At 67.5% G+C, this 25957-nt stretch carries 21 protein-coding genes; 8 read left to right on the top strand and 13 right to left on the bottom strand.

Annotated features, from left to right (window positions below; genetic code table 11):
* From SVA_RS13550 to metG, 6 genes are all read right to left on the bottom strand, one after another.
* Positions 1-2253 carry a putative bifunctional diguanylate cyclase/phosphodiesterase gene (locus SVA_RS13550; RefSeq protein ID WP_197703204.1) on the bottom strand — a complete coding sequence of 751 codons (2253 nt, stop codon included), beginning with the start codon at positions 2251-2253 and terminating at the stop codon, positions 1-3.
* Positions 2254-2370: 117 nt separating this feature from the next.
* Complete coding sequence (locus SVA_RS13545; RefSeq protein WP_096461724.1) at positions 2371-4692, bottom strand: fused MFS/spermidine synthase; 2322 nt, start codon at positions 4690-4692, stop codon at positions 2371-2373.
* Between the two features lie 149 nt (positions 4693-4841).
* The gene (locus tag SVA_RS13540; protein WP_096461723.1) at positions 4842-6398 is read right to left on the bottom strand and encodes a GGDEF domain-containing protein; all 1557 of its coding nucleotides are present in this window, start codon (positions 6396-6398) and stop codon (positions 4842-4844) included.
* A complete protein-coding gene (locus SVA_RS13535; RefSeq protein WP_148665482.1) occupies positions 6398-7342 on the bottom strand; it encodes a substrate-binding domain-containing protein in 945 nt (314 codons plus the stop codon). The genes SVA_RS13540 and SVA_RS13535 overlap by 1 nt, the downstream gene beginning before the upstream one ends.
* Before the next feature lie 178 nt (positions 7343-7520).
* A protein-coding gene (locus SVA_RS13530) for an IS3 family transposase (protein WP_096461721.1) occupies positions 7521-8644 on the bottom strand; the annotation gives its coding sequence in 2 pieces (ribosomal slippage) (positions 7521-8392 and positions 8392-8644; 1125 coding nt in all).
* A gap of 118 nt (positions 8645-8762) precedes the next feature.
* Entirely contained in the window at positions 8763-10853 is a 2091-nt protein-coding gene (gene metG / locus SVA_RS13525) for a methionine--tRNA ligase (protein WP_096461720.1), read from the bottom strand.
* Positions 10854-11019: 166 nt separating this feature from the next.
* Between metG and apbC the strand changes: the two genes are divergently transcribed.
* The 3 genes from apbC to SVA_RS13510 all read left to right on the top strand — a co-directional run bounded on the left by apbC (position 11020) and on the right by SVA_RS13510 (position 13535).
* Positions 11020-12111: an iron-sulfur cluster carrier protein ApbC gene (gene apbC, locus SVA_RS13520; protein ID WP_096461719.1), complete on the top strand. Its 1092-nt coding sequence runs from the start codon at positions 11020-11022 to the stop codon at positions 12109-12111.
* A gap of 177 nt (positions 12112-12288) precedes the next feature.
* A complete protein-coding gene (gene dcd / locus SVA_RS13515; RefSeq protein WP_096461718.1) occupies positions 12289-12855 on the top strand; it encodes a dCTP deaminase in 567 nt (188 codons plus the stop codon).
* Between the two features lie 59 nt (positions 12856-12914).
* Positions 12915-13535 carry a tetratricopeptide repeat protein gene (locus tag SVA_RS13510; protein ID WP_169924100.1) on the top strand — a complete coding sequence of 207 codons (621 nt, stop codon included), beginning with the start codon at positions 12915-12917 and terminating at the stop codon, positions 13533-13535.
* A gap of 31 nt (positions 13536-13566) precedes the next feature.
* On the opposite strand, the gene SVA_RS13505 is transcribed toward SVA_RS13510, so the two are convergent.
* Positions 13567-13788 (bottom strand): hypothetical protein, encoded by a 222-nt coding sequence (locus SVA_RS13505; RefSeq protein ID WP_096461716.1) that lies wholly within the window; start codon positions 13786-13788, stop codon positions 13567-13569.
* 73 nt (positions 13789-13861) lie between these two features.
* Between SVA_RS13505 and SVA_RS13500 the strand changes: the two genes are divergently transcribed.
* Positions 13862-14302 (top strand): GNAT family N-acetyltransferase, encoded by a 441-nt coding sequence (locus tag SVA_RS13500; RefSeq protein ID WP_169924099.1) that lies wholly within the window; start codon positions 13862-13864, stop codon positions 14300-14302.
* A 98-nt stretch (positions 14303-14400) separates the two neighbouring features.
* Here the strand turns inward: SVA_RS13500 and SVA_RS19505 are convergent, their stop codons facing one another.
* Positions 14401-15090 carry a response regulator gene (locus tag SVA_RS19505; protein ID WP_148665481.1) on the bottom strand — a complete coding sequence of 230 codons (690 nt, stop codon included), beginning with the start codon at positions 15088-15090 and terminating at the stop codon, positions 14401-14403.
* Positions 15060-16253, bottom strand: a complete 1194-nt coding sequence (locus SVA_RS13490; protein ID WP_096461713.1) for a class I SAM-dependent rRNA methyltransferase — start codon at positions 16251-16253, stop codon at positions 15060-15062. The genes SVA_RS19505 and SVA_RS13490 overlap by 31 nt, the downstream gene beginning before the upstream one ends.
* 197 nt (positions 16254-16450) lie before the next feature.
* Between SVA_RS13490 and SVA_RS13485 the strand changes: the two genes are divergently transcribed.
* Complete coding sequence (locus tag SVA_RS13485; RefSeq protein ID WP_096461712.1) at positions 16451-17998, top strand: asparagine synthetase B family protein; 1548 nt, start codon at positions 16451-16453, stop codon at positions 17996-17998.
* A gap of 74 nt (positions 17999-18072) precedes the next feature.
* On the opposite strand, the gene tal is transcribed toward SVA_RS13485, so the two are convergent.
* The 4 genes from tal to SVA_RS13465 form a co-directional block, all read right to left on the bottom strand.
* The gene (tal, locus tag SVA_RS13480) at positions 18073-19182 is read right to left on the bottom strand and encodes a transaldolase (protein ID WP_096461711.1); all 1110 of its coding nucleotides are present in this window, start codon (positions 19180-19182) and stop codon (positions 18073-18075) included.
* Positions 19183-19279: 97 nt separating this feature from the next.
* Positions 19280-20431: an MFS transporter gene (locus tag SVA_RS13475; RefSeq protein ID WP_197703203.1), complete on the bottom strand. Its 1152-nt coding sequence runs from the start codon at positions 20429-20431 to the stop codon at positions 19280-19282.
* 93 nt (positions 20432-20524) lie between these two features.
* Positions 20525-21076, bottom strand: a complete 552-nt coding sequence (locus SVA_RS13470) for a peroxiredoxin family protein (RefSeq protein ID WP_096462957.1) — start codon at positions 21074-21076, stop codon at positions 20525-20527.
* Positions 21073-21675: a hypothetical protein gene (locus SVA_RS13465; RefSeq protein ID WP_096461710.1), complete on the bottom strand. Its 603-nt coding sequence runs from the start codon at positions 21673-21675 to the stop codon at positions 21073-21075. The genes SVA_RS13470 and SVA_RS13465 overlap by 4 nt, the downstream gene beginning before the upstream one ends.
* Positions 21676-21822: 147 nt before the next feature.
* Here SVA_RS13465 and SVA_RS13460 point away from each other — a divergent pair, with 147 nt between their 5' ends.
* The 3 genes from SVA_RS13460 to SVA_RS13450 all read left to right on the top strand — a co-directional run bounded on the left by SVA_RS13460 (position 21823) and on the right by SVA_RS13450 (position 25887).
* Positions 21823-24696, top strand: a complete 2874-nt coding sequence (locus tag SVA_RS13460; RefSeq protein WP_096461709.1) for a molybdopterin oxidoreductase family protein — start codon at positions 21823-21825, stop codon at positions 24694-24696.
* Position 24697: 1 nt separating this feature from the next.
* Complete coding sequence (locus tag SVA_RS13455; protein ID WP_096461708.1) at positions 24698-25429, top strand: 4Fe-4S dicluster domain-containing protein; 732 nt, start codon at positions 24698-24700, stop codon at positions 25427-25429.
* Between the two features lie 86 nt (positions 25430-25515).
* Positions 25516-25887, top strand: coding sequence for a four helix bundle protein (locus tag SVA_RS13450; protein WP_096461707.1), 372 nt, complete (start codon positions 25516-25518; stop codon positions 25885-25887).
* The last annotated feature ends 70 nt before the right edge of the window (positions 25888-25957 follow it).

Below are 25957 nucleotides of genomic sequence, written 5' to 3'. Positions count from 1 at the left end.
TCAGTTCTGCGCCGCGCGCCAGTGGTGGTCCTTGGGGAACCAGCGCGCGATTTCCTTCTCCGGCAGCGGGCGCGCGATGAAGTACCCCTGTCCGTAGTCGCAGCCGTGCTCGCGCAGGAAGTGCACCTGCCGCTCGGTCTCGATGCCTTCCGCCACGACCCGCAGGCCGAGCCCGTGCGCCATCGTGATGATGGTCGTGGCGATCTGCGCGTCGTCCATGCGTTCCGGGATGCCGGCCACGAACGACCGGTCGATCTTGAGCACGTCGATCGGCAGCTGCTTGAGATAGGCGAGGCTCGAGTACCCCGTGCCGAAGTCGTCGATCGACAGCCTGACGCCGAGGCGCTTCAGCGCGTGCAGCGTGTCCGCCACGTTGATATTGACGACGAGCAGCAGGCCTTCGGTAATCTCGAGCTGCAACCGGCTCGGGGGCAGGCCGGAGTCGACGAGCGCCTGCTCGACCGTGCCCACGAAGTTGGGCTCCTGGAACTGGCGGGCGGAAACGTTGACCGAGACGCTGAGCGGCTCGGGGCTGTCCTGGTGCCACGCGATCGCCTGGCGGCAAGCCTCGGAGAGCACCCACGCGCCGACCGGAACGATCGCGCCGCTGCGCTCCGCGTGCGGGATGAAGACGTCGGGGCGCATCAGCCCGTGCTCGGGGTCGTTCCATCGTATCAGCGCCTCGGTGCCGATGACGCGTCCGTCCGCGAGCGCGACGATCGGCTGGTAGTGCAGCGTGAGCTCGGCGCGCTCGAGCGCCTGCCGCAGGCGGGTGTCGATGTCGAGGCGCTCGACCACCGCGTCGATCAGGCCGGAGCGGTAGAGCTGGTATCGGTTGCGGCCGTGTTCCTTCGCGTGGTACATCGCCGCGTCCGCGCACTTGAGCAGGCCTTCGACGGTCGTTTCGTCGTCCGGGTAGACGGCGATGCCGATGCTGGCCGACGCATACACCGGTCGGCCCGCGATGTCCACCGGCTGTTTGAGGCTCCGCAGCAGACGCGACGCGACCGCCTCCGCGTCGCCGATGGAATGGATCTGGTTCGCCGCGACCAGAAACTCGTCGCCGCCGAATCGAAAGATGCTGTCGTTCGCGCGCAGACAGGCACGGAGGCGTTCTGCGACCGCACGGATCAGTTCGTCGCCCGCCGCGTGCCCCAGGCTCTCGTTGACGGTCTTGAGATGATCGATGTCGATGAAGAGCACCGCCGCGCGACTCTTCTGGCGCTCGGGCTCCGCGACGAAGACGGGAAAGCGCTCGAGGAACGAGGCGCGGTTGGGGAGGCCCGTGAGCGCGTCGTAGAGCGCGAAGTGCTTGAGCCGCTCCTGCGCCTCGCGGCGCTGCTCGATCGCGGCTTCGAGCTCGTTCGAGCGCAGCGCGAGCTCGCGCGTGCGGCGCTGCACCTGCATGCGCAGCAGCCACGCGCCGCCGCCCACCAGCGTCAGGGCCAGGGCGCCGCCGGCGATCGCGGCCGGGAGCCACGTCGGCGCCCGCACCTCGTGCTCGGTGAGCCAGCGTTCGAGCGACGCGTAATACGGCGAGTCGGGCTGGGCCTTGAGCCGGGCGAGGTGTCCGTCGATGCGCGCGACGAGTCCGGCCGTTCCCGCGTGGCCGGCGTAGTGCACGTAGACCGGGTTGAAGACGATGCCGGTGATGTCCACCGCGTAGCGGTGCGCGTGCATCGTGCCGAAGACGCGGTTGACGACGGCCGCGTCCGCCGCGCCCGTCGCCACCGCCTTGAGCGCGTCCTCGTAACTGTCCGTGTACAGGGCGGTGAAGCGGACCTGAAACCGCCGCAGCAGGTCGGCGAAGGCGTCCGAGTGTATGGCGTTGCGCATGAACGCCACACGCCGGTTCGCGAGGTCGAGCGGAGAAGCGATCGGCAGCCCGCGGCCCTTGTACACCACGCCCCAGTTCCCGATCAGGCTCTCGCCGGTGAACACGAAGCGGCCGGCGCGCTCGGCGCTGTACCCGATGCCGGTGAGCAGATCGATCTCGCCGCGTTCCATGCGCTCGAGCAGTTCGCCCCAGGGTGCGTGCTCGTACACGAGCTCCCAGCCCTCCGCGCGCGCGATCTGCTCGAGCACGTCGATGGCGATGCCCGCGTGGCGGCCTGCGGCATCACGGAAAACGATGGGCGGGTTGTCCCAGACGCCGACGCGGACCGCGCGCTCGGCGCCGTCGGCGAAGCCCTTCCCGGGGAAAGCGGCGGCAAAAAGCGCCACGGCCGCGGCCAGCAGGCCGCAAAAGTCCAACGCGGTTCTCCGGCGGACCGTGCACCGCCCCATGCGAGTCTCTCCCTTTAGACCAAGCATAGAAGAGAGCGCGCGGGAGTCCACGAAAGACCCCCGGCAGAAGGGGGCATGACCGCCTCAGCGCGCCGGGTCGAGGGCGATCGCCTCCGATTCGAGCGTGGTCAGGCTTTGGGCCGCGCCGCCCGGGGCGGGCCGGCCGCGCAGCAGCGGCAGGAGGTTGCTGTGGTCGTCGCGCCAGGCGGTCGCCAGGCGCGCCGGGGCGGGTCCGGGCGGCACGGGCAGGGCCTCCGGGCGCCGGGCGAGGAAGGCCCAGGTGCTGCTCCACAGCCCCCGGTCGTCGTGGTGACTGATCGCGTGCGAGAGCCCGAGCTCCCCGGCGAGCGCCGCGACGAGCGGGCGGAGGTCCAGGTAACGGTTGCTGACGTGCAGGGCGATGACCCCGTTTTCCGGCTCCAGATGCCGGACGTAAAGCGCGACCGCCTCCCGGGTCAGCAGGTGCACGGGGATCGAGCCGCTGTTGAAGGCGTCGAGCACGAGCACGTCGAACCCCTGCGGCCGGCCCTTGCGCAGCTCGCGCTCGAGCGCCAGCCGGGCGTCGCCGAGCACGACGCTCACGGCCGCCGGCGTGTCGCGCAGGAAGGTGAACAGCGCCCCTTCGCGCGCGCCCGCCAGGCTCGCGACCGCCGGGTTGATCTCGTAGAAGCGCAGGTAATCGCCGGCCCGGCCGTACGCCGCGAGCGTCCCGGTTCCGAGGCCCACGACCCCGATGCGCAGGGGCAGCCCTTCGCGTCGTCGCGGGTGCCGGCGCAAGGCGAGGGCGATCCCGCTCGCCGCGGTGTAATAGGTGTTCGGCTCGGCGCGCCGCTGCGCTGCGAGCGACTGCATGCCGTGGACCGTACGGCCGTGGCGCAGCGCGAGGACGATGTCCCCGTCCTCGCCCTCTTCGGCGAACACCTGGAACACGCCGAAGAAGTTGCGCGACGCAGCGATCGGAAGATGGCGCGACTCGAGGGCGAAGGCGAGGTGGATCGCGCCGAAGACCGCGAGAGCGACCCAAAGCGCCGGCATCCGGCTGCGCGCACCCCGGCTCAGCAAGGACTCGAGGCGCACGGTGGCGCGCGCGAACCCCGGGCCCAAAGCGGCGGCCCCGCGCGCCTGGGCATAGAGCAGGCCCGCGCCCAGGGCCGCCGCGGTCGAGGCGCCGAGCGCGAGCGGATGGCTCATGGCGTTCTGCGCGGCCGTGCGCAGCAGGTCGGAGAACACGAGCGTCGCGAGCAGCACGGCTCCGAACAGCGCGAGATGCGAAGCGGCGTTGCCGGTGCGGGGTGGAGCCGGGACCGGATCCCGCCACAGGGCGACGATCGCGAGGGCCGCGCAGCTCCACAGGCCGAGCGACAGCTCCCAGTACCCCGAAAAGAGCGCCGGCGCGATCAGTGCGACGAACACGCCGCCGGCCGCCCCGCCGGCCGTGACCGTGAGATAGAAGGCCGTGAGGTGGCGCGGCGCCGGCTTCAGCCGCGCAAGCTCGCCGTGGCACACCATGCAGGCGACGAACAGCGCGCCCGAGTAGAGCACGAGCTGCGAGAGCATCTCGCCGTGCACGCCGTGCTGAAGAGCGAGCGTCGCGAGCGCGAGCGCGGGCACGAGCAGCGCGAGGTAGACCGGCCGCGCGTACCAGCGATCGCCGTCGAAGCACAGGACGAACGAGAGCAGGTACAGCGAGAGCGGCAGTACCCAGAGCAGCGGCACGACCGCGATCTCCTGCGAAAGCTGGTTGGTGACGGCGAGGAGGAGGACCGAGGCGCACGCGGCGAGCGCGAACCAGAGGACGCGCGTGCCGGCGCCGGGAACGGGCTCCGCGGCGCCGCGCGGCCGGACGCGCGCCGGGGTTTCGCCGGCCGTCGCGTGGCGGAAGGCGATGTAGCCGACCCCCCCGGCGAAAAGAACGTAGCCGACCGCCCAGGCCGTCGCCTGCAGTCGCAGCGGCACGAACACCTCCACGAGGAACGGGTAGGTCAGCAGGCCCAGGAGCGAGCCGAGGTTCGAGAGCGCGTATAGCCGCCAGGGCGGACTCCCGCGGGTGCGGCTGAACCAGGTCTGCACCAGCGGCGCGGTGGCGGAGAGCACGAAGAACGGCGCGCCCACGGACCCGGCGAGGAGCACGACGATATGCCATACCGGTTCCTCGTCGCCGAGCGGCTTCCACGAGGCGGAGGGCAGGAGCGGTGAGCCCCACGCGAGCGCTCCCGCGAGGAGCGCCGCGAGCGAGGCGCCGAGAAGGAGCAGGTGCAGGCGCCGCTGCATCGCCCCGGTGCGGCCGGTGAGCCAGTGCGCGTAGGCGTAGCCGCCGAGGAGCAGGCACTGGAAGAACAGCATGGCGGTCGTCCATACCGCCGGCACGCCGCCGTACCAGGGCAGGATGAACTTCGCGATCACCATCTGCACCTGGAACAGCAGAAAGGCGCTGAGGAACGTCGTGGCGAGGAACGCGGTCAGGGTGCCTCCGTGCCGGACGCTGCTCCCGGTCGCTCACCATATTATGCGGCGCCGGGCCGCGGCGGTATCCCTCGCGTCGTCCCGTCAGGCGATCAGGCGCACGCAGGCGCCTCCGCGACGGCCACGCGGTTGCGGCCGGCCTGCTTGGCCGCGTAGAGCGCCGTGTCCGCCCGCCGGAGGACGGCGCTCAGGCTGTTCAGTCCGTCGACGCGCTCCGCCCGCGCCACGCCGATGCTCGCCGTGACGCGGATGCTGCCTTTCTCGTGGGTCACCGCCACGCGCTCGACCGCCGCCCGGATCTTCTCGGCCTGGACCTGCGCGCCGTCGAGATCACCGTGGTTCAGGACGAGGAACTCCTCGCCGCCCATCCGGAACACGAAGTCGCTGACGCGGCAGCTGTCCCGCAGCGCCCGCGCGAAATGGCGCAGGACCTCGTCTCCCGCCATATGGCCGTGGCGGTCGTTGATCTGCTTGAACAGATCGAGGTCGATGAGCAGCACCACGAGGTGCTGGTCGCTGCGCAACGCCTCGGACCAGAGCTTCGGGTAGAGCTCGTAGAGGTAGCGGCGGTTGTAGAACCCCGTGAGGGCGTCCGTCGTCGCCTGCTCGGCCAGCTGCGTATGGACGCGCCGGATCTCCTCCTGTTTCTCCCGGAGGCTGGCGACCATGGCCGAAAACCGGTTCAGCAGGTAGCCGAACTCGTCGCGCGCGCTCGTCTCACCGACCTCCGGAAACCGGCCCTCGCTCACCGCCTGCATGACGCCGACCAGCCGGGTCAGCGGAGCGCTGAAATTGCGCAACAGCATGAAGCCCACGAGCAGGATGCCGAGGCTCCCGGCGATGGCGAGGCCGAGGATGACGTTGCGCTGCTCGGTGAGCTGGCGCAGCAGCTCCGCGTCGGAGAGCCCGAACCACAGCGTCGGAAGCGCCGCCGGCGATGCGGCGAAGGCGATCGGCCGGACGAGGTAGCCTTCGTCGCGCAGCGTAATGGCGTTCCCGGCGGGCGCGAAACCGAGCCCCGTGAAGGAGGCGTCGCCGGTGCCGAGCGCGATCCTGCCGTCTTCGACCAGGAACAACTGCCCGCCGCCCGCCTCGCGCGCCGCGAGGAGCCAGGCGCGGTCGATCGCGCGGGTGATCGCCGCGATCCCGAGCACCTGCGAGCGGTAGCGCACGGTCGCGTACGCGACGAGCTCGAGGCCGCGCGCGCCACGGAAGTAGAAGTGGCCGTCGGGCGGGTCGCCGCGGTTCAGCGCGCTCAGCCGGGCGGCGAGGTCGGCGTGCTCGCCGCCGAGCAGCGGCCTGCCGTCGGGGGCGAGCAGCACGACCCGGTGGACCGGAAGCCAGCCGAACTGTCGCTGGTAGAGCTCGCGCACCGCGCCGCCGTCCGTGCCGAGCCAAAGCACGACATGGATATATTCGACGAGCGAGCTGTTGTCGCGAACCATCTTGACCCGCTCGAGCAGGTCGCGCGCCTCGCGCGCCATCTGCCCCTCGATCTGCTGCGCGACGCGCGCCACGTTGCGCTCCGCCTCTCCTCGGATCACGCCGCGACTGGAGTAATAGGAAAAGCTCAGGACGCCGAGCAGAAACGCGAGCAGCAGGCCCACGTAGATGACCAGCCGGGCGCGGTAGGTGTGCAGCCCGAACATCAGCGCGCCGCGGTGAGCGGCAGGAGCTCGTACTTCTTCATGACCGCGCGAAAGGCCGGGCCCGTCTGCACCTCGCGTATCATCCCCGCGAGCTTCGTCGAGAGCGGGCCGTGCGTGACGATCGACTGCTCCTGGTAGAACGGGTAGCGGCCGGTGCGCAGGTTCTCCGCGGTCGGCGCGACGCCGCCGACCGTCACGACCTTGACCTGGTGCCGGTCCTCGAAGATCCACGTCGAGCCGATGTTGCCGATGCCCTCGACGAAGTCGGACACGCCCTGCACGACCTCGGCCTCGGCCTTCACGTCGATCCGGTCCTTTCGCAGCTGCTCGAGCGTGGGGACGATCGTCTTCCAGTGCCCCGGCCGCTGCGGGCAGTGCGGGCGCATGACCAGCACGATGGGCCGGTCTTCGCCGCCCACCTCCTTCCAGTTGCGGATCTCGCCGCGCAGGATCGCCCGCACCTTCTCGGCCGGTATATCCGAGACCGGGTTGGCGCGGTTTACGAGGATGAGCAGCGGCTCGAGCGCGATCGGGTGCACCGTCAGCCGTTCGCGCTCCACCTCCTCACGCGAGAGGGGGCAGCACACGAAGCCGAACGTCTCGTTCCCCGGGCGGTTCTCCTGCGCCTTGCGCACGCCGTGGTTGCAGCCGTGGCCGAGCATCGACTCGCGCCCGATCAGGTGCAGGTTGATCTTGAAATCGCGCTCGAGCCGGGGCCGCACGGCGTCGAGCAGCACCCAGGTGAAGTGCTCGCCGGCGCCGGTGACGGTCGTTATGCCGGCCGGTGCCGGAGGCGCCGGAGCCTCGTCCGTGACGAGCGGCGTCGGGCAGATCTCCCCCGACTTGAGGTGCTCGACGGACCGGTCCTCCCCGCGGGATGCGGGCGCGCAGGACAGGCACGCGCACAGCAGGACCGTGCGCAAGGACAGTGTCGCGGGTTTCAAAAGCGGGTCTCCCTCTGGGCCTTCTTTTTAGCCTTCGGGGGAGCAAGAAGCATGCCCCGGCCCGGGGGGATCCCGAAACCGCCGGAAAATCAGCACTTTCGCTGCTTAGCCGTTTCCGCCGCCCTCCGGCTGACGGCTAAATCATTGCTCCGGGTGTGTGTTTACGTAAGCTTCCCCGTCAAGCAGACACTCCAGAAGTAGAACTTCGCCGTTCCAACACCTGTTGCCGGTACATCATCGGCGGTATGCGGTTCAACGACCGGTGCGGTCGCTCCGCGTTGTAACTGCACAGCCACCACCACACCATCTCCCGCACCTGGTCGAGATCCTCGAACAGGTAGGCATCGAGCAGCTCGTGACGCAGGCTGCGGTTGAAGCGTTCGACGAAGGCGTTCTGGTTCGGCTTGCCCGGCGCGATGTAGGCGAGCTCGATGCCGTGGTCGGCGCACCACTTAACGAGGCGCTGCGCGGTGAACTCTGGCCCGTTGTCGAGCCGCAGGCGCTTCGGGAGGCCGCGCCAGGCCTTGAGCTGTTCGAGCACGCGGATAACCCGCTCGGCCGGGAGGTTGGTGTCCACCTCGATCGCCAGAGCCTCGCGGGCGCCTTCGTCCAGGATGTTGAGCAGGCGGAAGGTCCGCCCGCGGTAAAGGGCATCGCTCATGAAGTCGAGCGCCCAGACGGTGTTGATGGCCGATGGCGCCTGAAGCGGCAAGGAATCGCGTTTGGGAAGCCGCTTCTTGGTACGCCGGGGAAGGTTGAGCTTGAGGGCGCAGTAGATTCGCCACACCCGTTTGTGGTTCCAGGGATGATTCTGCACCCGCTTCAGATGGTCAAAACACATCCAGAACCCCCAGCGGTGATGCCGTTCGACCACACCGCTCAGTGCCGTGATGACCTCGCGGTCGCGCTCGGCGGCGGGTACGGGGACCCGGTAATAGGCGGCGCGGGAGAGCCCGACCGCCGTACAGGCCCGTCGCACCGCTAACCCGTGTTGTCCCACCAGGTAGGCCGCCGATTCGCGGCGCTCGGCGGGGCTCAGTGCTTTTTTTGGATGAGATCCTTAAGCGCGTGGTTCTCGAGTGAGAGCTCGGCGAACATGCGCTTCAACCGGGCGTTCTCCGTCTCGAGCTCCTTCATGCGCTTGAGCTCCGCGACGTCGAGGCCCCCGTACTTGGCCTTCCACTTGTAGTACGTCGCCGAGCTGATGCCGTGTCTTCGCCAGATCTCGTTCACCGGCACGCCCGACTCCGCCTCCCTGAGGATCGCCACGATCTGGCTCTCCGTGAACCGCGATTTCTTCATTGTTCGAACCCCCTGACAGGTTAAGATTGCCAGAAAGTTCTACTTGCCGCTTGTCTACGAAGCGGGGAAGCTTACGTTTATCGGGCCCTTGACCGGTCCGCGCCAGGGCGGCGGGCGATTACTTCACGCGCATTCCGGGTTGCGCGCCGCTGTCCGGGGAGAGGATCCACAGCTCCTGGCCGCCCGGCCCGGCGGCCAGGACCATGCCTTCGGAGACGCCGAACTTCATCTTGCGGGGCGCCAGGTTCGCGACGACCACGGTCAGCCGGCCCTCGAGCGCGGAGGGCTCGTAGGCGGAGCGGATGCCGGCGAAGACGTTGCGCGTGCGGCCCTCGCCGATGTCGACGGTGAGCTGCAGCAGCTTGTCCGCGCCCTCGACGTGGGCCGCCTTCACGATCCTCGCGATCCGCAGGTCGAGCTTTCCGAACTCGTCGATCGTGATCTCGGGCTTGATCGGCTCGATCGCGGCGCCCGCGGCGGGCGTCTCCGGGGTCGTCGTCTTCATGCTCAGGCTCTCTTTAGATTGTTCCAGCATCGCTTCGATTGATTTCATCTCCACGCGAGTTGCTAGGTGCTCATAAGTGTTGATCTTCATCTCGTAGTAATACTGGAGATCCTCCCAACGTAGAGATTCATCGAGATTGAGAAACTTTCTTACTTTCTCCGCTAGAGATGGGAGAATCGGCTTTAGGTAGATCGTTAGAATGCGAAAGGCATTGATCGATTCACTGCAGACTTGGTGCAGTCGAAGTCTTTGGTTCGTGTTTTTCGCTAGCTCCCAAGGCTTATTCTTGTCGAAAAACTGATTCACTAGGTCAGCCAACCGCATGACCTCTCGCACCACCTTATGGTATTCCCGCTCTTCGTAGGCTTCGGCAATAAAATCCTCTGAACCGAGCAACCTGATTGCTAGCCCTAAATCAGTACTTACTTGTGAGTCTTGTATGTACTGATCACGGCGAGAGCTCTCAATTAGCTTTCCCTGAAAAAATTTAGTGATGAAGCCCGCAGCTCGACTTGCAATGTTTACGTACTTGCCAATCAAGTCGCTATTGATGCGCGCGATGAAGTCGTCGAAGTTGAGGTCGATGTCCTCGACGTGGCCGTTGAGCTTGGCCGCGAAGTAGTAGCGCAGGTATTCCGGATCGAGGTGTTCGAGATAGGTGCGCGCATTGATGAACGTGCCGCGCGACTTCGACATCTTCTGCCCGGCGACCGTGAGGAACCCGTGCGCCCACACCGCGGTGGGCTTGCGGTAACCGGCGCCTTCGAGCATCGCCGGCCAGAAGAGCGCGTGGAAATAGAGGATGTCCTTGCCGATGAAGTGATAGAGCTCCGTCGGGCTTCCCGCCCGCCACCATTCGTCGAAGTCGAGCCCGGCGCGGTCAGCGAGGTTCCGGAAGCTCGCCATGTAGCCGATGGGCGCGTCGAGCCAGACGTAGAAGTACTTCCCGGGCGCGCCGGGGATCTCGAAGCCGAAGTAGGGCGCGTCGCGCGAGATGTCCCAGTCCTTGAGCCCCGCGGCAAACCACTCGGTGAGCTTGTTCGCGACCTCCGGCTGCACGTGCCGCACGGCCGTGATGTCCGGGTGCAGCCACTCGCGGAGCCTCCCCTCGAAGTCGCCGAGCCTGAAGAAGTAGTGCTCGGACTCCTTCTCGACCGGCGTCGCGCCGGACAGCGCCGAGACGGGATTCTTGAGGTCGGTGGGCGCATACGTGGCGCCGCACACCTCGCAGGCGTCCCCGTACTGGTCCCTGGCGCCGCAGCGCGGGCACTCGCCGCGGATGAAGCGATCGGGCAGGAACATCTGCTTCACCGGGTCGTAGGCCTGCTTGATCGTGCGCTTGGCGATATGCCCCGCCTCCTGGAGCCGACGGTAGATGTCGGCCGCGAGCACGCGGTTCTCCTCGGAGTGCGTGGAGTAGTAGTTGTCGAAGGCGACCCGGAACGCCGCGAAGTCGCGGGTGTGCTCCGCGTGCATGCGCCGGATCAGCTCCTCGGGCGTCACGCCCTCCTGCTCGGCGCGGAGCATGATCGGCGTGCCGTGGGTGTCGTCCGCGCAGACGTACCAGCACTCGTGTCCGCGCATCTTCTGGAAGCGGACCCAGATGTCCGTCTGGATGTACTCGACCAGGTGGCCCAGGTGAATCGGCCCGTTGGCGTAGGGCAGGGCGCTGGTGACGAGAATTCGACGTCGGGCGGCGGTCATGCGATCGGGTATCGACGAAACGCGGGCGCCGCCTTCGTGGGCGGCGCTTCATCCTTAGCGATCATAAGGGAAAGAAGCGGCGAAGTCGCCTCGGAATCATGACATTTTCGGGGCCCCGGTGTAGCATGTCGCCCCCTTCAGACGCAAATCTCCGGAGAGTTTTTCGATGGCAGAGCTGTCGCAGCTGCAGGTCGAGACCGCGCTCAAGCAGGTCATCGACCCGTACCTGGAACAGGACCTGGTCACGGCCAAGGCGGTGAAGAAGATCACCGTGGACGGCGGCAAGGTGACCGTCGACGTCCAGCTGGGCTACCCGGCCAAGGGCTGGAAGGACGAGCTCGCGGCCAAGCTGAAGGAGAAGGTTGCCGCGATCGAAGGGGTCAAGGACGTCGCGATCAACATCGCAGCGAGCATCGTCTCGCACAGCGTCCAGAAGGGCGTGAAGCCCATCCCCGGTATCAAGAACATCATCGCCGTCGCCTCGGGCAAGGGCGGCGTCGGCAAATCGACGGTTTCCGTGAACCTCGCGCTCGCGCTCTCGGTCGAGGGCGCGAACGTCGGCATCCTCGACGCGGACATCTACGGCCCCTCGCAGCCGCGCATGCTCGGCGTGAAAATGAAACCCGAGTCGAAGGACGGCAAGAGCCTCGAGCCGATCCACAGCTACCACCTCCAGGCCATGTCCATCGGCTTCCTCATCGACGAGGAGACACCGATGATCTGGCGCGGCCCGATGGTGACCCAGGCGCTCGAGCAGCTGCTGCGCGACACCAACTGGAAGGACCTCGACTACCTCATCGTCGACCTGCCGCCCGGCACCGGCGACACGCAGCTCACGCTCGCACAGAAAGTCCCCGTCACCGGCGCGGTGATCGTGACGACGCCGCAGGACATCGCGCTCCTCGACGCCCGCAAGGGCCTCAAGATGTTCGAGAAGGTGGAGATCCCGGTGCTCGGCATCGTCGAGAACATGAGCATCTACATCTGCCCGAAGTGCGGCCACGAGGACCACATCTTCTCGGAAGGCGGCGGCCGGCGCATGGCCGAGGAGAACGACGTCGACTTTCTCGGTGCCCTTCCGCTCGACCGGCGCATCCGCGAGGAGACCGACAGCGGCAAGCCGACCGTCGTGGCCGACCCGGACTGCCGCATCTCGCAGCTTTACCGGGAGATCGCCCGCCGGGTGGCCGCGAGGCTGTCGCTGCAGAAGAAGGACTACGCGGCGAAGTTCCCGAGCATCGTCATCCAGAACACCTAGCGAGAGCGGGCGGGTTGGACCGCCCGGGCCCGGACAGCGACACGGACGAGCGGCGCGGCGCTCGGTCCCCCGCTTCCGGCTCCCCCTGTCCGCCCCTCCGCCGGACGGCCGGGAAATCGCATCTTTTCTGGTAGAATTCCCCGCGTCTCCAGCGTCCCTTGGCGGTACAGCGCCCGAATGAGCATCAAATCCGACAAGTGGATCCGCCGCATGGCGGAATCCCACCGCATGATCGAGCCGTTCGAGCCCGGGCAGGTGAAGCGCAACGGGAACGGGCCGATCGTCTCCTACGGCACCTCGAGCTACGGCTACGACATCCGCTGCTCGGACGAATTCAAGATCTTCACCAACATCAACGCCGCGATCGTCGATCCCAAGCATTTTGCGGCGAACAGCTTCGTCGACTTCAAGGGCGAGGTGTGCATCATCCCGCCCAACTCCTTCGCGCTCGCGCGAACCGTCGAGTATTTCCGCATCCCGCGCAACGTGCTCACCATCTGCCTGGGCAAGAGCACCTACGCGCGCTGCGGCATCATCGTCAACGTGACGCCGCTCGAACCGGAGTGGGAAGGGCACGTCACCCTGGAGTTCTCGAACACCACGCCGCTCCCCGCGCGGATCTACGCGAACGAAGGGGTGGCGCAGGTGATCTTTCTCGAGGCCGACGAAGTGTGCGAGACCTCGTACAAGGACCGCGGCGGGAAGTACCAGGGCCAGCAGGGCGTCACGCTGCCCAAGATCTGACCGGCCGGGGCGGAACTTGGGTCTGGCGCGCGCCTCTACTCGGGATGCGAGGAACCGGAATGAACAGAGCGGCGATCGTACTCCTGGTGTTTCTTTCGAACGCGGCCTGGGGCCAGGACGCGAAGTACTCGTCCGCGGACGAGGCGCTGGCGGCCGAAGACTACCCCGCCGCGATCGAGATCATGAAGAAGGAGGCGCGGCGCGGCGACCTCCGCGCGGCGCGCCAGCTCGCCGAGTTTTATCGCGACGGCAAAGGCGTGGCCCGGGACCCCGCGAAAGCGCTCGACTTCTTCCTTCGCGCCGCGAAGCCCGACATCCGGCGCGCCCGGTTCAAGAAGGGACTCCCCGAGGCGCAGCTCGAGGTCGCGAAGATGTACCGCGATGGCATCGGGACCGCCCCCGATCCGACGAAGGCGGCAAAGTGGTACCGCCTCGCCGCGGAACAGGATCAGGGCGAGGGGCAGCTCGCGCTCGCCGAGATGTACCTGCAAGGGAAGGGCCTGGAGCAGGACTACGCCGCCGCCTACCGCTGGGCGACCATGGCGCACAACAACCTCGTCGAAGACGAAGCGGAGACCGCCGCCCGTATCCGCGACGAGGCGGCGGAACACCTCTCCGAGGAAGAGCTCGCAGAGCTCAAGAAGGACGCCGAGGAACAGGCCGGTCCGCAGGCGCTCTGACCGCCGGGCCCGCTTTTGCGGGCGCGGACGCTCAGGGGAACGTTCCCCGCCGCTGCCGCTGCATCTCTTCGGTCTTGTGTTCCTCGTTCACACCCAGCTTCTCCCGGTTCACGCGCTGGTTTTCCGCGCTTTCCGGCGGCCGTGTCTCTTCCGATTCGGGTACCAGCTCGTCCCCGCCCTGCTGGAGAATCTGCTCGCGCTCGTTCTTCGCGTAATACTTCGTGCTGCGCAGCGTGTCTTCCTGGTGTGGCATGGAGGCTTCCTCGGAGTGATCATCTCAGATGACCGGGGCGCTTCCCCGTAGTTTCCCTGCTTGCGCGGTTCCCGTGCGGAGACACCGAGATGATCCGGATTCGTCCCTCAACACCCGGGCCGATCTGCCCGTTCTCAAGGGGCTGGTGTCCGCGTTGCATTCCGGGGTGCGGCGCTACGATCCCTCCTTGCCGCCGGCCGAATCCATCGTCGAGGCGTACTTCCGCTACCTGCTGTCGGGAATCCGCGATACGGGTGGGCGTCTTCTGCTGGCCGTCGACGGGGCGGACGAGGTCGTCGGCTACCTCTGCCTGTTCGGACCGATGCCGCCCGACGAACCCGACGAGCGCCATGCGTACATCTCCGAGCTGTACGTCGTTCCCGCGCACAGGCGCCGGGGCGTGGGCAGGCGCCTGGTCGACGAAGCCGGGCGCCCGCGCGCGGGCGCCCGGCGCGTCCAAAATCGAAGCTCGACGTGCTGGCGGGCAACGAGCCGGAGTTCGGGTTCTACGTAGCCTTGGGCGTCGCGGAGCGCACCGTGCGCATGACCAGGAGGCTGGACGGCGGACGCTGACCGCCCGATGCCCGGCGGGGCGCCGGCCGCGCGGAAGATTCAGGGCCGCGAGGCCAGAGGGTGCGCCGATTCCCGGCGCGGTGCGCCCAGCAGTGCGTTGACGCGGTCGAGGATCAGCAACAACACCTCGGGGTCGAAAGGCTTGATGAGGAACGGATCCATTCCCGCGGCGTAGGCGCGGCCGGCGGTCGCCTGGCTGATGTGACCGGAGCAGGCGATGAGACGGGTGTGCCTGCAACCCGCCTCCTGCCTCAGCCGCCCGGCCAGCTCGAACCCGTCGATGTCGGGAAGCAACAGATCGACGATCGCGACGTCCGGCTGGAATGCCCGCGCCTGCGTCAGGGCGCTTTCGCCGCTGAAGGCGGCGCGTGCATCGTAACCTTCCATCCCGAGCAGCACACAAAGACTTTCCGCAATGTCCCGGTTGTCATCCACGATCAGAATTCGCATTTGCTCGCGCTCCATGCGTTGCAAAGAGATGCCGGCGAGAGTTTTTTCATTTTCTTGATCATCTTCGGCCTCGCATTGATCCGGATCAAGAACCAGACGGGCCAGGCGCGGCGCGGTGGACGCGCGGAGTATCGCGACGGACCAGTGGCGGGCAGCGAACGAGCAGCCGCGAGAGCGACGCGGGCTTTGGTCGCGAAAGCAAGCGTTGCTGAACGTCGCGCGCGAGAGGAAAGAGGCGGCGCCGGGCGTCAGCCGGGCAGCACGCGGGCGAAGAAGCACTTCAGGTACGAGGTCTCGGGAATAGCCGGGTGCACCGGGTGGTCCGGCCCCTGGTGCCCTTCCTCGACGATCTCCAGGAAACGGTCCAGGTGGTGGCCGGTGCGCAGCAGCACGCTCACGAGGGCGTCGCGCTGCATGTGATAGGAACAGGAGCACGACACCAGCACGCCGTCTTTCGCGAGCACCTGCATCGCCATCTGGTTCACGCGCTGGTATGCCTGCGTGCCCTCTCGGACGTCTTTCTTGCGCTTGATAAACGCCGGCGGATCGAGGACCACGACGTCGAAACGCTCGCGCGCGGAGCGCAGGTCGCGCAGCGCCTCGAACGCGTCCGCGCGCAGCGTCGACACGCGCGCGCCCACGCCGTTGAGCTCGGCGTTCGCGCGTATCGCCTCGGCGGCGCGCTGGGAGCTTTCGATGCACAGTACCGACTCGGCGCCGGCCGCGGCCGCCTGGATGCCCCACGCGCCCAGGTAGCTGAAGACATCGAGAACCTTCAGTTCCTTGACATAGTGTCGAAGCCGCATGCGGTTCGGCCGCTGATCGTAGAACCAGCCGGTCTTCTGGCCGGTCTGGGGCGAGACGGCGAACCGGACGCCGTGTTCTTCGAGCATCACGCTCTCGGGCACCTCGCCGAAGGCGGTCTCCACGTACCGCGGCAACCCTTCCAGCTCGCGCGAGGCGCTGTCGTTGCGGAACAGCAGGGCGCTCGGGTGGACGACCTTCTGGAGCGCCGCGGCGATCTCCGGCTTCAGTCGCTCCATGCCCGCGGTCGTGATCTGCGCGACGACCAGTTCGCCGTAGCGATCGACGACGAGCCCCGGAAGGCCGTCGCTGTCGCCGAAGACGAGGCGGTAATAAGGCGCCTCGTAAAGGCGCTCGCGCAGGCTCAGCGCGACGTTGAGGCGGTGCGTGATGAGCGACTGATCGAGCAGGTGGTCCGAGTGCCGCGACACCAGGCGCGCGCAGATCAGGGCGTGCGGGTTCACGTACCCCGCGCCGAGCGCATGGCCATTCGCGTCTTCGATCAGGACGGGCTGACCGGGCTCGAACTGGGCCAGCGGGGTGACGCTCGTGTTCACCTCGTTGCTGAAAACCCAGACGTGGCCGGCCCTTATGCGCCGATCTTCATTCTTGTTGAGCCGGAGACGCGCGAGAGTCATCGTTCTTTCCGCAGGCAAGAGGGACTAATCATAGCCGCAAATCCGCCTCGTTCCCGGCGGCACAGCGTCGGGCATCAGCCGCGGTCCGTGCGCGGCATACCGATCCCCGCGTAAATCCGCATTGACGCCGGCAGGCGACAGTCTTGTCATGCGGGAGACAACAACAATGCATACGGGGGTCGGCCATGAGCCGATTGATGGCGGATAACTATAGCGTCCGGTTCGACACGTCGCATCGAAACTTCGACTCTCTTCTTCATCGCGGGCAGTTCATTCTGGGCCCTCCCGTCGACGTCGCGGGATGGCCCACCATGGTGCTCGAGGGCGGTGTCCGGCTCACGTTCCATCCCGATCTGGGCGTGACCCGGGTGAGCGGGGCGGGTGTCGCGCTGACGCTCGCGGGCTTCATGCTCGATCCGGTGTTTCCCGGCAGAACGGACGTCGAGATCCTTCGTTCCCTCGCCGACGGGTGCGCGCGCGTCGAGGACATCGTCGCGCGTACCGCCGGGCTCGGCGGACGTTGGGCCCTGATCGCCTCCGATCGGAAACGCCGGATCGTGCTGAACGACGCCATCGGGCTGCGTCAGCTCTTCTACACGATCGACGCGCGCAGCGGCGCGTGCTGGGCGGCCTCGCAGCCGAAGCTGCTCGCGGACCTGCTCGACTTTCGCGTTTCCGAGGCGGCCGCGCGATTCATGGACTCGTACGCGTTCCGCCGGCAGCAGGAGTTCTGGTGGCCCGGGGATACGACGCCGTACCGCGAGGTCCGCCATCTGCTGCCCAACCACTGTCTGGATCTCGAGAGCGGCCGCGCGGAGCGTTACTGGCCGAAGCGGCCGTTGCCGCGGCTCGGCGTCGAGGAAGGGGCGGAGCGGGTCGCGGCCACGCTGCGCGGTCTGCTTCTGGCGGCGGCGGAGCGCTTCGAGCTCGCGATTCCCGTCACCGCCGGTCTCGACAGCCGCCTCGTGCTGGCCGCCTCGCGCGACATCAGGCATCGCGCGGTCTACTTCACGGTGCGCCAGGGGCGGATGGCGGACGACAGCGCCGACCTCTCGATCCCGCCGCGACTGCTCGCGCGGCTCGGGCTCGAGCACGAAACCATCCGCGCCGCCGCGTCCATGTCCGCCGAGTTCAGCAGCTTCTTCAAGCGGCACGTCTTCCTCGCGCACGACCACTACGGCGCGGACGCGGAGGCCATCTACGCGCACTTCGCGCTGCGCCGGGTGGCGGTCACGGGGAGCGGCGCCGAAATCGGCCGCAGCCCGTACCTGGAATTCATACGGCCGCGGCAACCGTTGAGCCCCGGGTACCTCGCTTACGTGAAGGGATACGGCGGCAACGACTTCGTCATCGAGGCCAATCGTGCCTGGCTGAACGGTCTGGGCCCGCTCCACGGCACGTCGGCCATCGAGCTCTACGAGTGGGAGCAGGAGCACGGCAACTGGCTGGCGATGACACAGCTCGAGTTCGACACGGCGTGGCGCGACATCATCGCCGCCTACAACTGCCGTGACGTGCTCGCCAACCTGCTCGCCGTGCACGACCGCCACCGGCGGGCGCCCGGTTACACGCTCTTCCGGCGCATCATCGAGAAGTTGTGGCCGGAGGTCCTCTGCGAGCCGATCAATCCGCACAAGGTGGAGCGCCTTCCGGGTCTGCGCCGCTGCCTGGCGCGGTGGCGCACCGCGTGCCGGCTCTACGCGAGCGGCGCGCGCAAGCCGTCTGCGGACGCCGGAGGATCGTAGCGTTCGGAGTGCGCAGGCGGCATGGGGAACGGCCCACCGCGCAGCGGTCCCGGGCGGTCGATCTTCGAATCCAATTACGACCGGAGTTCCCGCTGGCGGCGGGCGAGCGCCGCGTGCAGCGCATCGAACGGCTCGATGAACTTCTGTACGCCGTCGCGCTCGAGCTGCTCGGCGGTGCGATCGAGATTGATGCCGAGCCCGGCCAGGTCATCGGGCAGGTCGAGCGCCCCCTGGAGGTCTTCCTCCAGGCGCGGTGCCGGGCGCCCGTGGTCCCGGTACGCCGTCAGCGTACCGAGCGGCATCGTGTTGATCGTCTCCGGACCGATCAGCGCCTCGACGTACTTGGTGTCCGCGTAGGCCGGGTCCTTGGTAGAGGTCGAGGCCCAGAGCAGCCGCTGCGCCCGCGCGCCTGCCGCGGCCAGGCGCCGCCAGCGCTCGCCGGCCGTCCAGCCCCGGTAGTGCCGGTACGCGAGCCGTGCGCTCGCGATCGCCGCCCGGCCCCGCAGCGCGCGCGCCGGGGCCGTCCCTATTTCGTCGAGCTTCCTGTCGACGAGCGTGTCGATGCGGCTGAGGAAAAAGCTCGCTACGGAGGCGACGCGATCCACCGGGCGGCCGTCGGCCAGGCGCGCCTCGAGACCGGCAAGGAACGACTCCGCCACCTCGCGGTAGCGGCTGAGCCCGAACAGCAGCGTCACGTTGACGTTCACGCCATCGCGCAGCAGGGCACGGACGGCGGTCAGGCCGGCGTGCGTGCCCGGCACCTTGATCATGGCATTCGGGCGGTCGAACGCCGCCCAGAGCCGCTTCGCTTCGCGCACGGTCGCGTCCGCATAATCGGCGAAGTGCGGCGACACCTCGAGGCTCACGAAGCCGTCTGCGCCGTTCGTGGCGTCCCAGGCGGGTCGCAGCAGATCGGCGGCGCGGCGCACGTCGTCGATCGCCAGCGTCTCGTACACGGTACCGGGCGTCTTGCCGAGGCGCGTCAGCTCCGCGATCGCGCCGTCGTACTCGCCGCCGCCGCTGATCGCCTTCTCGAAGATCGCCGGGTTCGACGTGACGCCGGCCACGCCGTCGTCCGCGATCAGGCGCGCGAGGGTACCGTCGTCCAGCCAGGCGCGGCGGATGTCGTCGAGCCAGACGCTCTGGCCGAGCTCGTGCAGCGCCCGCAACGGGTTAGCGTCCATGACCCCTCTTCATGAGCATTCCTTCATTGAGCCTGTTGCCCGTCCTTCTTATGGAGTACCGGGGCGCGGCGCAAAAGTTCCATCTTTCGCCCGATCCTCACCCCATGGAAGGGCAGGGGCGAACGAAGCGCCAGAACCCGGCGGCGGCTACGGCCGCGAGCGCCGCCGAGACGAGGAACGCCGGCGTCACGCCGTAGAGCGTCCAGACGCCGCCGAGCGTGACCCCGGCCGGGATCGCCGCCAGTCCGATGAGCATGTGATACCAGCCGAACGCGGTCCCGCGCTCGGTGGCATCCGCGAGGTCGCGTACGAGCGCGCGCTCGGCGCCCTCCGAGGCGCCGAAGTAGACGCCGAGCACCAGCGCTCCTATCCACAACGCCTCGCGTGTCTCCGCGAAGGCGAGCGCGCCGATTGCGACCGCGTAAACGGTCCAGCCGCCGACGATCAAGGGACGCCGGCCGTGGCGGTCCGCGAGCCGGCCGGCGTACTCCGAGAGCGCGGCCTTGGCGGCGTGCAGGGCGGCCCACAGCAGCAGCAGCTCGACCACCCCGAGGCCGATCTCGTGGCCGCGCAGCAGCAGAAACGTTTCCGGGATGCGGCCGAGCGCGAAAAGCCCGAGCACGACGAGGTAGCGCCGGATCGGGCTGCGCAGGGCGGACCAGCGCAGCGGCGGAAGATTTTCCGACCGCAGCCCGCGCGGTGCCGACTCCCGGACACCGAGCCCCACCAGGAAGACGGCGAGCGTGCCGGGTATCGCCGAAGCGGCGATGACGACGTCGAGGCGCTCCGTGCCGAAGTGGACCACGGCGGCCGCCGCGAGCGCGCCGAGCACCGCGCCGGCGTGGTCGAGCGCGCGCGTAAAGCCGTAGGCCCGTCCGGCCGCGCCGTCCTGGATCGCATCGGCGAGCAGGGCATCGCGCGGCGCGGAGCGCAGGCCCTTGCCGACGCGGTCGGTCACGCGGATGGCGAGCACGGTCACCCAGCTTCCGGAGATGGCGACGAGCGGCCGCGCGACGTTGGACAACGCGTAGCCGAACACCACGAACGGCTTTCGGCGCTGTCCTTCGAGGTCCGATCGCCGGCCGGACCATAGCTTGAGCAGGTTCGACACGGTGTCGGCCGTGCCTTCGATCAACCCGAGCGCCGCCGGGCCGGCCGCGAGCACGGTCGCGAGCAGCAGCGGGATCAACGGCACGACCATCTCGCTCGCCAGGTCGTTGAACAGGCTCACGACGCCCAGAACGATCACCGGTCGGGGCAGACCGGTTCGCCGCTTCGCTCGGCCGGCGCCACCGGAGCGCGGGCGGGCCTGCGGACGGGAGCGGCGGGCCAAGGGGACCGGCTAGGGGGGCGGCGGGGAAGAGGAGACGCGTTCGGCCGCGGGCGCGTGCCGCATGAGCCGGCGGATCTGCGCGATCAGGGCCGGGTCGTCCCACTCGCGCCCGCCGACCGCGGAGTAGGCGATGCGGCCTTCGGCGTCGATGAGGAAGGTGGTGGGAAGCCCGCGCACCGGCCACTGTTTCACGACCTTGCCTTCCTTGTCGAGCAGGATGGGGAACGTGATCTCCACGCCGGTCGAGAAGGTGAAGCCGAAGATGGTTTCCTCGTCCTCGCCGACGTCGACCGCGTAGATGACGAAGTTCTCGTTCTTGAGCTGGTCCCAGGCGCGTTGCATGGACGGCATCTCCCGGCGGCACGGCGGACACCAGGTGGCCCAGAAGTTGACGAGCACGACCTTGCCGCGGTTCGACGAGAGCCGCCGCGTCTTGCCGTCGATGTCGGGAAGAGTGAAATCGGGCGCGTTCGGACGACCGGGAACGGGTGTCATCGTCTGGGGCTGCGCGGCCGCGCTGGATAGCCCGAGCGCGAGCAGCACGGCAAGCGCCGTTCTCATCGGGCCGCCGGCTCCGCTTCGGTCGCGCATCGAACACCGGGCAGGACGAGCGAGCGGCGGTGGCGATCGCGCCAGTAGACGACGCGCAGGTCGAAGCGCGTGCCGAGCGGGAGCGCGTAGGTGGTCATGCCCATGTTCCAGTCGCCGAGCTCGTACGTGTGTTCCGTCGGAAACAGCGCCCAGCGAAAGGCCAGCCGGCCGCTCTCGGGGACGCCATACCGTTCCCACTCGGGCAGCCACTCGCGCACCAGTTTGAGCGGACGAACGCCCGCCGGAGTCCGGACGCGCCAGTCGGCGAGGTCGAAGCGAATGGCACCCGTGTCCGACTCGTTGCGCAGTATCGTCTGGAAGACGCAATGACGCGCGGCGAGGTGCTCGATCGCGTCGGGCGGAAAACCGCGCGCCGCGTAGAAACCGCGGACCTGGTCGGGCAGGATCTGCGCGAGCGTGAGCGAGATGCCCTGCGTACGCAACGTCCAGGAATGGCTGCCGGTGTTCGGGTCGATCGCATGTACCGGTTCGACAGGGTCGGGCCAGGCGGCGTTCGACGTCAGGAGAATCAGGCCGGCGGCCGCGGCCGGCAGGTGCCCTTTCTTCATGGCGGGCCTATTAAAGCACACGAGCGCCGGGCACACGGCCCCGATCGGCGTTCTCTTATATACCCCTTAGTCATTCTAATTTGGCGCAAAAGCCGGCGCTCCCTATAGTGATTGTCCGCGCCGCCCCGGCGCGCCGCTGACGTCGTCATGGAATCCCGGTCCGCCGCCCGTATCGAGGTGAAGTCCACCACCTGCTACATGTGCGCCTGCCGCTGCGGCATCAACGTGCACGTGCAGGACGGTGCCGTGCGCTACATCGAGGGGAACCCGAACCATCCTCTTAATAAGGGTGTGATCTGCGCCAAAGGCGCCTCGGGCATCATGAAGCAGTATTCGCCGGCGCGGCTCACGCGGCCGCTCAAGCGAAGAGAGGGCGCGGCGCGCGGCGCGAACGAGTTCGAGGCGATCTCCTGGGAAGAGGCATTCGCGCTCCTCGAAGAGCGGTTGAAGCGGATCCGCGCGACCGACCCGAAAAAATTCGCGCTCTTCACCGGGCGCGACCAGATGCAGGCGCTCACCGGCCTCTTCGCCAAGCAGTTCGGCACACCGAACTACGCCGCACACGGCGGCTTCTGCTCGGTCAACATGGCCGCCGGCATGATCTACACCATCGGCGGCTCGTTCTGGGAGTTCGGCGGCCCGGATCTTGACCGCGCCAAGCTCTTCGTGATGATCGGCACCGCCGAGGACCATCACAGCAATCCCCTGAAAATCGCCATCTCCAGGTTCAAGCGCAGCGGCGGCAAGTTCATCTCCATCAATCCGGTGCGCACGGGTTACTCGGCGATCGCGGACGAGTGGGTGCCGATCAAACCGGGCACCGACGGCGCGCTGTTCCTCGCGCTGATCCACGAGCTCGTGAACCAGGGATTGTACGACCGGGAGTTCCTCGTGCAGTACACGAACGCGGCGCAGCTCGTGAACATGGACAAGTCGTCGTCCGAGTACGGCATGTTCGTGCGCGCCGAGGTGCCGGTGGAGGAAGGGTGCTTCGATCCGCAGAACAAGCTCTGGTGGGATCGGAACGCGAACAGGGCGGTGGTCACCCACGCCGAGGGCGCCGATCCGAGGCTGCTCGGGCAGTTCCAGCTTCCCGACGGCACGCCGGTGAAGCCGTCGTTCCAGCTCCTCGTCGAGCGCGTGAAGGACTACACGCCCGAGTGGGCCTCGGCCATCACCGGCATCCCGGTCGAGACGATCCGCCGCCTTGCGCACGAGATGGGCGTCACGGCGCGCGATCAGAAGATCGAGCTGCCCATCGCGTGGACGGACATCTGGGGCAAGGACCACGAGACGGTGACCGGCAATCCCGTCGCGTTTCATGCTATGCGCGGGCTGGCCGCGCACTCGAACGGCTTCCACACGATCCGCGCGCTTGCCATCCTGATGACGGTGCTCGGCACCATCGACCGGCCGGGCGGCTTTCGCCACAAGGCGCCGTTCCCGCGCCCGATCCCGCCGTGCGCCAAGACGCCGCGCGGGCCCGAGGCGGTGCAGCCCAACAAACCGCTCGACGGCATGGCGCTCGGCTGGCCCGCCGACCCGGACGACCTGTTCGTCGACGAGTCCGGTACGCCGGTGCGCATCGACAAGGGTTTCTCCTGGGAGTATCCGCTCTCGGTGCACGGGCTGATGCACAACGTCATCACCAACGCCTGGCGCGGCGATCCGTATCCGATCGACACGCTGCTGATCTTCATGGCCAACATGGCCTGGAACTCGACCATGAACACGGTCGAGATCCGCAAGATGCTGAACGACAAGGACGAGCGCGGCGAGTACAAGATCCCGTTCATCGTCGTCTGTGACGCCTTCCAGTCGGAGATGGTGTCGTACGCGGATCTCGTGCTGCCGGACACGACGTACCTCGAGCGCCACGACGTGATGAGCATGCTCGACCGGCCGATCTCCGAGTACGACGGGCCGGTCGACTCCGTGCGCATCCCCGTGGTGCCGCCGACGGGCGAGTGCAAGCCGTTCCAGGAGGTCCTGATCGAGCTCGGCTCGCGCCTCAAGCTCCCGGCGTTCGTCCATCCGGACGGCGCACGCAAGTTCAGGAACTATCCCGATTTCATCGTGAACTACGAGATCGAGCCCGGCTCCGGCATCGGCTTCCTCGCCGGCTGGCGCGGCAAGGGCGGCGAGAAGTTCATGAAGGGCGAGCCGAACCCCAACCAGTGGGAGATGTACGCGAAGAACAACTGCGTGTACCACTACGAGCTGCCCAAGAGCTTTCAGTACATGCGGAACTGGAACAAGGGCTACCTCGAGTGGGCACAGCGTCATCGACTCACGCGCTACGCCGAGCCGATCCTGATCCACGTCTACTCCGACATCCTGCAGCAGTTCCGGCTCGCGGCGCAGGGCAAGACGCACGGCAAGCAGCCGCCGAAGCACCTGCGCAACCGCATCGAGACGTTCTTCGATCCGCTGCCGTTCTACTACGAGCCGCTCGAGGCGCAGCTGACCGACAAGCAGAAGTACCCGCTGAACGCGGTCACGCAGCGGCCGATGGCGATGTACCACTCGTGGGACTCGCAGAACGCCTGGCTGCGCCAGATCCATACGCACAACTACCTCTTCGTGAACCCCGTTACGGCGCGCGCGCAGGGCATCGCCGACGGCGACTGGATGTGGGTCGAGTCGATGTGGGGCCGGGTGCGCTGCATGGCGCGCTACAGCGAAGCCACGGAACCGGGAACCGTGTGGACCTGGAACGCGATCGGAAAGCAGCCGGGCGCGTGGAACCTCGATCCGCGCGCGAACGAGGCGCGCAAGGGATTCCTGCTCAATCACGTCATCTCCGAAGAGCTGCCGCCGACGCCCGAGGGCGAGCACCTGTCCAACTCGGACCCGGTCACCGGCCAGGCCGGCTGGTACGACGTGCGCGTGCGCATCTATAAGGCGGACGCGTCCGAACCCGAGGTCACCTCGCCGCAGTTTCCGACGCTGAAGCCCACGTCGGGACAGCCCAGGCGGCCGTCCTGGCTCGCCTACCTCGCGGGAAAGAAAGCGTCCTGACATGACCCAGCTCGCACTGGTCATCGATCTCAACGTCTGCGTCGGCTGCCACGCCTGCGTCACCTCGTGCAAGGAGTGGAACACGTCGGGCGCGGCGGGCTACCTGTCGGACGATCGTCCCTATGGCGAGGACCCGACCGGCTGCTTCTTCAACCGCGTGCAGACCTTCGAGGTCGGCGAGTTCCCGAACACCGACACGGTGCATTTCCCGAAGTCGTGCCTGCACTGCGAAGACCCGCCCTGCGTGCCCGTCTGCCCGACGGGTGCCAGCTACAAGCGGCCCGAGGACGGCATCGTGCTGGTCGACTACGACAAGTGCATCGGCTGCAAGTACTGCTCGTGGGCCTGTCCCTACGGCGTGCGCGAGATCGACGAGCACCAGAAGGTGATGAAGAAGTGCACGCTCTGCGTCGACCGCATCTACGACGAGTCGCTGCCCGAGGACCGGCGCAAGCCCGCATGCGTGCTCGCCTGCCCGACGAACGCGCGCCTCTTCGGCGACGTGCACGACCCCGAATCGCAGGTGTCGGTCGCGATCCGCGAGAACGGCGGCTACGCACTCATGCCGGAGTGGGGCACGAAGCCGGCCAATCATTACTTGCCGCGCCGCAAGCAGCGCATCACCATCCACAAGGACGAGCTCGTACGCGCGGACAACCCGCTCAAGAAGGAAGGCGTGCAGCCGAAGCCGTCCATCACGGAGCCATCGCTCGATGACGTGACGTCGTGGTGAGGCAATTTTGAATGTTTAATGCTTAATGTTGAATTGATGAGCGCGCTTCGCGCGCAGTAATAAGAAATTCCAATGGGGGAGGGAGCGTGGAAACAGGGAACGCGATCCGCGACAAGAGCTATGCCTTTGCGATCCTGGCGATCAGAGCAGTGCAACAACTTCGCAAGGCAGAACGGGAGTTCGAACTCTCCGGCCAGTTGGTCCGCTCCGCGACAAGCATCGGTGCGAATGTGGAAGAGGCGCTCGCCGGCCAGACTCGGAAGGATTTCACAGCAAAGATGGCCGTTGCGTCGAAGGAAGCGCGCGAGTCGAGATACTGGTTGCGGCTCCTGACAGACGTGGGACTGTTGGACGCCAAGGCAGCCTCCGAGCTTCTCGAGCGCTCGGATGAGTTGATTCGCATTCTGACGGCTATCGTGAAAACATCGCAAAGCAGGCCTTCTGGTCGGACTCGTTAGCTCGGATAGTGAAAGCGTGCGCGAAGCGCACACCGCAATTCAACATTAAGCATTCAAAATTCAAAATTCG

This window comes from Sulfurifustis variabilis (assembly GCF_002355415.1).
Lineage (GTDB): Bacteria > Pseudomonadota > Gammaproteobacteria > Acidiferrobacterales > Sulfurifustaceae > Sulfurifustis > Sulfurifustis variabilis.
This window is presented reverse-complemented; position numbering and strand designations above follow the sequence as displayed.